Consider the following 6,707-nt stretch of genomic DNA (forward strand, 5'->3'; position numbering starts at 1 on the left):
GCTGCGTCCCGTGGCCGCCGTGGGTGTCGGGCTGGGCGCGTGGTTGTTCGTGGGTGGGTGGCTCGGTCCGGTGGCGGGCGTGGCGGCGGCGGCGCTCGCCCGGCGGGTGCTGGCCCGCGCCGAGTCGCCTGTGTCGCGCCGGGAGCGCGAGGAGGTGGAGCGCACGCTGCCCCACCTGATCGACCTGTTCGCCTCGACGCTGCGCGCAGGAGCCGAGCCCGTGTCCGGCCTTGCGCAGGTGTGCGCCGCGCTGCCGGGACCCGCCGCCGACCGACTGGCGCCCGTGGTCGAGCAGGCGCGATGGGGTGCCTCGGGAGTCGAGGCCTGGACGGCGGTGGCGCACGACGAGGCGCTGGCCCCGCTGGCCCGGTCGATGATCCGGTCGCAGGTCTCCGGCTCTTCCGTCGTCCAGGCCGTCGAGCGGTTGGCCGACGAGCTGGAGCGTGAGTCCCTGGCGCGCGCCGAGGACGCCGCCCGCCGCGTCGGGGTCTCGGCCGCCGTCCCCCTCGGCGTCTGCCTGCTGCCGGCCTTCCTGCTGCTCGGCGTGGTGCCGACCGTGGCCTCGTTGTTCGGGCAGGTCGCGCCATGACGGCCCGCCGGGCGTCCACAGGGCGGAGGTTGCGGCGCTCGTCCACAGCTCCGGACGAGGACGCGTGCGGTGGTCCGCCGGCGCACGGAGGCTGGTCGTCGGACGGGGTTCATCGGGAGCCCCGCAGCGACAGGGGGACCGATGAGGACCACGAGGACGAGCACGGGGCACGACGAGTCGGGCATCACCACGGCCGAGTACGCCGTGGGCACCGCAGCCGGGGCGGGCTTTGCGGCCCTGCTCTACAAGATGCTCACCGGCAGCTTCGGCGACCAGCTGCTGGGCCGGTTGTTCGACCACGTCATGAGCCTGCTCGGCATCGGCTGATGGCGGCACAGCGGCGGGACCGGCGCCCTCGCGACCAGCGAGGCGCGGCGACCGCCGAGCTCGCGCTGGGCATCCCGCTGCTGGTGGCGCTGACCGCCGGGCTGGTCTGGATGTTGGCGGTCGGCGCGGCCCAGGTGCGGGTGATCGACGCGTCACGCGAGGCGGCGCGCGCCGTGGCCCGGGGCGACGACGTCACGGCCGCCGAGGGAGTGGCCCTCCGGATCGCGCCGGAGCAGGCGTCCGTGCGGATCGAGGTCGGCGGGAGCCAGGTCGTCGTCACGACCAGCGTGAGGGTCGTCGGGCCGGGCGGACTGCTGGGCGCCCTGCCCGGGGTGAGGGTCTCCGCCGATGCGGTCGCACTGCTCGAGGCGGACTCGTCGTGAGGCGCCGGGGGCCGCGGCCCGATGCGGGCGCGGCGACCGTGCTGGTGGTGGCGATGGCGGGAGTGCTGATGTTCGTGACGGCCGGGCTGGCGGTGGTCGGTGGCCTCGTCACCGCGCAGCGACGCGCGCAGGCCGCCGCCGACCTCAGCGCCCTTGCGGGTGCGACCTCGGTGGACGCCGACGCGTGCGCCGAGGCCTGGCGGGTCGCGGCGGCCAACGCGGCGGGGCTCGACAGCTGCGGCGTCGACGGGTCCGAGGTGCGGGTGGTCGTGTCAGTCGCGGGACCGCCCCTGCCCGGCCGCGACCTGAGGGTCACCGCCGAGGCTCGCGCCGGTCCGGGCTGACCGCATCCGGGCGGGGGCCGATGCGTGCCTGGCGCGTCAGGGGCGGGTGGTGCTGCCGTCCGGGTCGTCGTCGCGGCGCTCGGCCTCGACGCGCTCGAGCTTCTCGTTGAGCTTGGTCAGCTCCTTGCGCTCCTTGCGGTGCGCCAGGCCCCGGCGCGTGCCCCACTTGAGGATGGAGAAGCCCCAGAGGATCGCGGCACCGGCCGCGACGCCGACGAGGAAGGACTCCAACGTGGTCACGTCGAAGCCGAGCAGCTCGCCGCCCGAGCCCGGCTCGCTGACGAAGACGGCCGACAGGATCGCGATGCCGCCGAGGATGATGAGTGCCAGACCGAGGAAGACCATGGTGCGAATCTAGCCCTCCTGCCGGGCAACCGGCGCACCCGCGAGGAGGGCATCGAGCAGGACGATCGCACCGACCTTGTCGAGCGGGTTGTTCTGGTTGCCGCACTTGGGCGACTGGATGCACGACGGGCAGCCGTTGGCGCACTCACAGCTCGCGATCGCCTCGCGGGTCGCGGCCAGCCACTCGCGCGCCGTGCGGAAGCCGCGCTCGGAGAAGCCCGCCCCGCCCGGGTGGCCGTCGTAGACGAACACGGTGAGCACCCCGGTGTCGGCGTGACGAGCGGTCGAGACGCCGCCGATGTCCCAGCGGTCGCAGGTCGCGAAGAGGGGGAGGAGGCCGATCGCGCAGTGCTCGGCGGCGTGGGCGGCGCCCGGCACGTCGAGCGCCGCCAGGCCGGCCTCCGCGACGACGTCGTCGGGAACGGTCCACCACACCGCCGTCGTACGCAGCGTCCGCTCGGGCAGGTCGAGGGGTTCCTCGGCCAGCACCTCGCCGCCGGGCTGGCGGCGCTTGAGGAAGGAGACGACCTGGTGGGACACGTCGACCTCGCCGAGCGAGAGCTCGCAGCCGGCCCACGACTGCCGCTCGCGGGTCGACACGACGCTGATGTCGGTGACCTCGCGCGCGGTGGTGCTGTACGCCGGCTCGTCCCGCCGCATGGTCGCGACATGGTGCTCGAGGTCGAGGTCCTCGACCAGCCACGCCTCGCCCTGGTGGACGTAGACCGCCCCGGGGTGCGCCTGGTTATGGGCCCCGCCGGCGTCGACGGTGCCGACCACGCGCCCGGTGTCGGCCTCGATGAGCTGCACCGGCGAGCCCCCGGCCGAGCGGATGTCGGCGAGGTCGGCGGCCCGGCCGCTGTCGGTCCAGAACCAGCCACGCGGGCGCCGCCGGAGCAGGCCCAGCGTGGTCAGCTCGTCGAGCACCTCACGTGCCGTCGGCCCGAAGAGGGGCAGGTCCGCCTCGGTCAACGGCGCCTCCTGCGCGGCCGCGCAGAGGTGGGGCCCCATCACGTGCGGGTTGGACGGGTCGAAGACCGACGCCTCGACCGGCGCTCCGATCAGCATCTCGGGGTGGGTGACGAGGTAGGTGTCGAGCGGGTCGTCCTTGGCGACGAGCACCCCCAGCGCGTCCTGGGCGCCGCGGCCCGCGCGACCCACCTGCTGCCAGAAGGCCGCGCGGGTGCCGGGGAAGCCGGCGATCAGCACGGCGTCGAGCCCGCTGATGTCGATGCCGAGCTCCAGGGCGTTGGTGGCGGCCAGGCCCATCAGGTCTCCTCGGCGCAGCGCGGCCTCCAGCGCCCGGCGCTCCTCGGGGAGGTAGCCGCCGCGGTAGGCCGCGACCTTGCCGGGCAGCGACGGGTCGACCTCGGCCAGCAGCTCGGCGGCGGTGAGGGCGACCTGCTCGGCGCCGCGGCGCGACCGGATGAAGGCGAGGGTCCGGACGTCCTCGGCCACCAGGTCGGCCAGCAGGTCAGCCACCTCGGACGACGCGGCCCGCCGCACGGGTGCGCCGTTCTCCCCGGCGTGGGAGGTGAAGGGCGGCTCCCACAGGAGCAGCGACACCTCGCCGCGGGGCGAGTCGTCGCGGGTCAGCGCGACCACGTCGAGGCCGGTGAGGCGCGACGCCGTCACCTCGGGCTCGGCGACGGTCGCGGAGGCGAGCACGAACGTGGGGTGGGCGCCGTACATCGCGCACACCCGGCGCAGGCGGCGCAGCACGTGGGAGACGTGCGCCCCGAAGACCCCGCGGTAGTGGTGGCACTCGTCGACGACGACGTACTGCAGCGAGCCGAGGAAGCGCGACCACCGGTGGTGGGAGGGGAGCAGCGAGCGGTGGAGCATGTCGGGGTTGGTGAGGACGTACTCCCCGTAGTCGCGCGTCCAGTCGCGCTCCTCGCGCGAGCTGTCGCCGTCGTGGGCCGCGAGGCGTACGTCGAGGCGCAGCGACGCGAGCCCGGCGAGCTGGTCGTGGGCGAGCGCCTTGGTGGGGGCGAGGTAGAGCACCGACGCTCCTCGCTGGCCCAGTGGGCCGCGGGCGGCACGGATCGCCGACAGCGCGGGCAGCTGGTAGCCGAGCGACTTCCCCGACGCGGTGCCGGTCGCCACGATCACGTGGTCGCCCGCGTGGGCGGCATCGGCCACGACCACCTGGTGGCGCCACGGCTGGACCACTCCCTGCGCGGCATAGGCGGCGCGGACGTCGTCCGGCACCCAGTCCGGCCACGCCTCGTGCACCGCCTCGCGGGCAGGAAGCACCTCGAGGTGCTGGAGCCGGTCCTCGCGACCCGGGACGCCCGTGAGGCGACGGATCAGACCCTCGACCGGGGGCACCACGTCGGGACGGGAAGGACTCACCCACCAAGTCTGGCAAACGGCGGCGACAGCGGTGGCTGGGGAGAAGTGTCGGGGACTCCTGCGCAACGGGTGGGACTCGTGGTTTGATACCACCCGGAAGAAGAGCGGGGCACGCGGTGTGTCCTGCAGGCGCACTGTCCGAACAGATTTCGGGGACCGGGGAGCAGCCGTGGATCTCACCCTTGCCACACGCGAGGTGGATGGTCGCGCCGTCGTGGCGGTCGGCGGAGAGATCGATGTCTACACCGCGCCCAAGCTCCGTGACTGCATCACCGAGCTCGTCGGCGCCGGCACCTACGACATCGTCATCGACCTCGAGGCCGTCGAGTTCCTCGACTCCACCGGGCTCGGCGTGCTCGTGGGCGGTCTCAAGAAGGTCCGGGCCCACGACGGCTCGCTCGACCTGGTCTGCACCCAGGAGCGGCTGCTCAAGATCTTCCGGATCACCGGCCTGGCCAAGGTGTTCGTCATCCACGACACCGTCGGACTCGCCCCCGGCGCCTGATCGGCCCCCTTCCACCTCTCCGGACGCGCTCGGAGGGGCTTCGTCGCGCTTGCACCCAGGACATCGGTGTGGCGTAGGTCACCCTGCCCCGTGATCTGGATCACCCCTGCGTAGACTCCGGCGCGTTCATGGATCTTTTCCAGTCCTAGGAGGACACGCATGACGGGGACCTTGCCCGCAGTCGTGAAGCCGGAGCTCGAAGGTGGAAACCTGATCCTGGTCGTCGTCGTCGCCCTGATCGCACTTGGTGCGCTCGGGATGGCAGCGATGTTCAGGTCACAGGTGATGGCCGCCGGCGAAGGCACCGACAACATGAAGACCATCGCCCAGGCCGTGCAGGAGGGCGCCAACGCCTACCTGACCCGGCAGTTCCGGACCCTGGCCATCTTCGCGGCGATCGCGTTCTTCGCGCTGCTCGTGCTGCCGGCCGACGACACCACCGTGCGCATCTTCCGCTCGGTGTTCTTCCTCGTCGGCGCAGGCTTCTCGGCAGCCGTGGGCTATCTCGGGATGAACCTCGCGGTGCGCGCCAACCTGCGCGTCGCCGCCGCCGCCGAGACCACCGGCCGCGAGCCGGCCATGACGATCGGCCTGCGCACCGGTGCCATGGTCGGCATGCTGACCGTGGGCCTCGGCCTGCTCGGCGCCAGCCTCGTCGTCCTGTTCTTCCAGGACGCCGCGCCCAAGGTGCTCGAGGGCTTCGGTTTCGGTGCGGCCCTGCTCGCGATGTTCATGCGAGTCGGTGGCGGCATCTTCACCAAGGCCGCCGACGTCGGCGCCGACCTGGTCGGCAAGGTCGAGCAGGGCATCCCCGAGGACGACCCGCGCAACGCCGCGACGATCGCCGACAACGTCGGTGACAACGTCGGCGACTGCGCCGGCATGGCCGCCGACCTCTTCGAGTCGTACGCCGTCACGCTGGTCGCCGCGCTGATCCTCGGTTCCCAGGTCTTCGGCGACAAGGGACTCGTCTTCCCGCTGCTGATCCCGGCCATCGGTGCCCTGACGGCCGTCGCCGGTGTCTACCTCACCAAGCCCAAGGCCGGAGAGAACGGCCTGAAGACCATCAACCGGTCCTTCTACATGTCCTCGGGCATCGCCGCGCTGGCCAGCGTGATCCTGGCCTACGTCTACCTGCCCGGGAGCTTCAGCGAGTTCGCCGGCGTCAACGCCGCAGGCGTCGACGGGGACCCGCGGTTCATCGCCTCGGCCGCCGTCGTCATCGGCATCGTGATGTCGGCCGGCAACCTGCCCCTGACCGGCTACTTCACCTGCACCGAGCACCGCCCGGTCAAGTACGTCGGCAAGACGTCCCTGACGGGTGCGGCGACGGTGATCCTGGCCGGGCTCTCGGTCGGCTTCGAGTCCGCGGTGTACACGACGCTGGTCATCGGGGCTGCCGTGTTCGGCGCCTACCTGCTCGGTGGGGCCACCCTGGCGGTCTCGCTCTTCGCGGTCGCCCTCGCCGGCTGTGGTCTGCTGACCACCGTCGGCGTGATCGTCGCCATGGACACCTTCGGCCCGGTCTCCGACAACGCGCAGGGCATCGCGGAGATGTCCGGTGACGTGAGCCCCGGGGGTGCGCAGATCCTGACCGAGCTGGACGCGGTCGGCAACACCACCAAGGCCATCACCAAGGGCATCGCGATCGCGACGGCCGTGCTCGCCGCGACCGCGCTGTTCGGGTCGTACGCGACCTCGGTCTTCGAGGCGCTGCGCGCCGCGAACCCGACGGCCGACGAGGCCAACCTGCTGGACTTCAGCGTCTTCAACCCCGCCGTCCTCGTGGGTGTGCTGCTCGGTGCGTCCGTGGTGTTCCTGTTCTCCGGCCTGGCGATCAACGCCGTCGCCCGGGC

General features: G+C 72.8%; 8 protein-coding genes. 6 read left to right on the plus strand and 2 right to left on the minus strand.

Features of this window, described 5'->3' with window-relative positions; translation table 11 throughout:
- From JWN97_RS15295 to JWN97_RS15310, 4 genes are all read left to right on the plus strand, one after another.
- Positions 1-589 (plus strand): type II secretion system F family protein (locus tag JWN97_RS15295; protein ID WP_297624363.1); only part of this gene is annotated, 589 nt, incomplete at its 5' end.
- A 141-nt stretch (positions 590-730) separates the two neighbouring features.
- Positions 731-916 (plus strand): DUF4244 domain-containing protein, encoded by a 186-nt coding sequence (locus tag JWN97_RS15300; protein ID WP_297624365.1) that lies wholly within the window; start codon positions 731-733, stop codon positions 914-916.
- Positions 916-1,299 (plus strand): TadE family type IV pilus minor pilin, encoded by a 384-nt coding sequence (locus JWN97_RS15305; protein ID WP_297624367.1) that lies wholly within the window; start codon positions 916-918, stop codon positions 1,297-1,299. Before JWN97_RS15300 ends, JWN97_RS15305 begins: the two co-directional genes overlap by 1 nt.
- Entirely contained in the window at positions 1,296-1,643 is a 348-nt protein-coding gene (locus JWN97_RS15310) for an Rv3654c family TadE-like protein (RefSeq protein ID WP_297624370.1), read from the plus strand. Before JWN97_RS15305 ends, JWN97_RS15310 begins: the two co-directional genes overlap by 4 nt.
- Before the next feature lie 36 nt (positions 1,644-1,679).
- Here JWN97_RS15310 and JWN97_RS15315 read toward each other — a convergent pair whose 3' ends face one another.
- Positions 1,680-1,988 carry a hypothetical protein gene (locus JWN97_RS15315; RefSeq protein WP_297624372.1) on the minus strand — a complete coding sequence of 103 codons (309 nt, stop codon included), beginning with the start codon at positions 1,986-1,988 and terminating at the stop codon, positions 1,680-1,682.
- 9 nt (positions 1,989-1,997) lie between these two features.
- Entirely contained in the window at positions 1,998-4,346 is a 2,349-nt protein-coding gene (locus JWN97_RS15320) for a DEAD/DEAH box helicase (RefSeq protein WP_297624374.1), read from the minus strand.
- A gap of 169 nt (positions 4,347-4,515) precedes the next feature.
- Between JWN97_RS15320 and JWN97_RS15325 the strand changes: the two genes are divergently transcribed.
- Both JWN97_RS15325 and JWN97_RS15330 read left to right on the plus strand, forming a co-directional pair.
- A complete protein-coding gene (locus JWN97_RS15325) occupies positions 4,516-4,851 on the plus strand; it encodes an anti-sigma factor antagonist (RefSeq protein WP_209953026.1) in 336 nt (111 codons plus the stop codon).
- Between the two features lie 159 nt (positions 4,852-5,010).
- The coding region (locus JWN97_RS15330; RefSeq protein ID WP_297624378.1) for a sodium/proton-translocating pyrophosphatase at positions 5,011-6,707 on the plus strand (1,697 nt) is incomplete at its 3' end.

This window comes from Nocardioides sp., from assembly GCF_025965415.1.
GTDB lineage: Bacteria > Actinomycetota > Actinomycetes > Propionibacteriales > Nocardioidaceae > Nocardioides.

What these genes read in the sequence shown, in the direction of transcription:
- JWN97_RS15300 (WP_297624365.1), top strand. Translation starts at nt 731, where the DNA reads ATGAGGACCACGAGGACGAGCACGGGGCACGACGAGTCGGGCATCACC.
- JWN97_RS15305 (WP_297624367.1), top strand. Translation starts at nt 916, where the DNA reads ATGGCGGCACAGCGGCGGGACCGGCGCCCTCGCGACCAGCGAGGCGCG.
- JWN97_RS15315 (WP_297624372.1), bottom strand. Translation starts at nt 1,988, where the DNA reads ATGGTCTTCCTCGGTCTGGCACTCATCATCCTCGGCGGCATCGCGATC.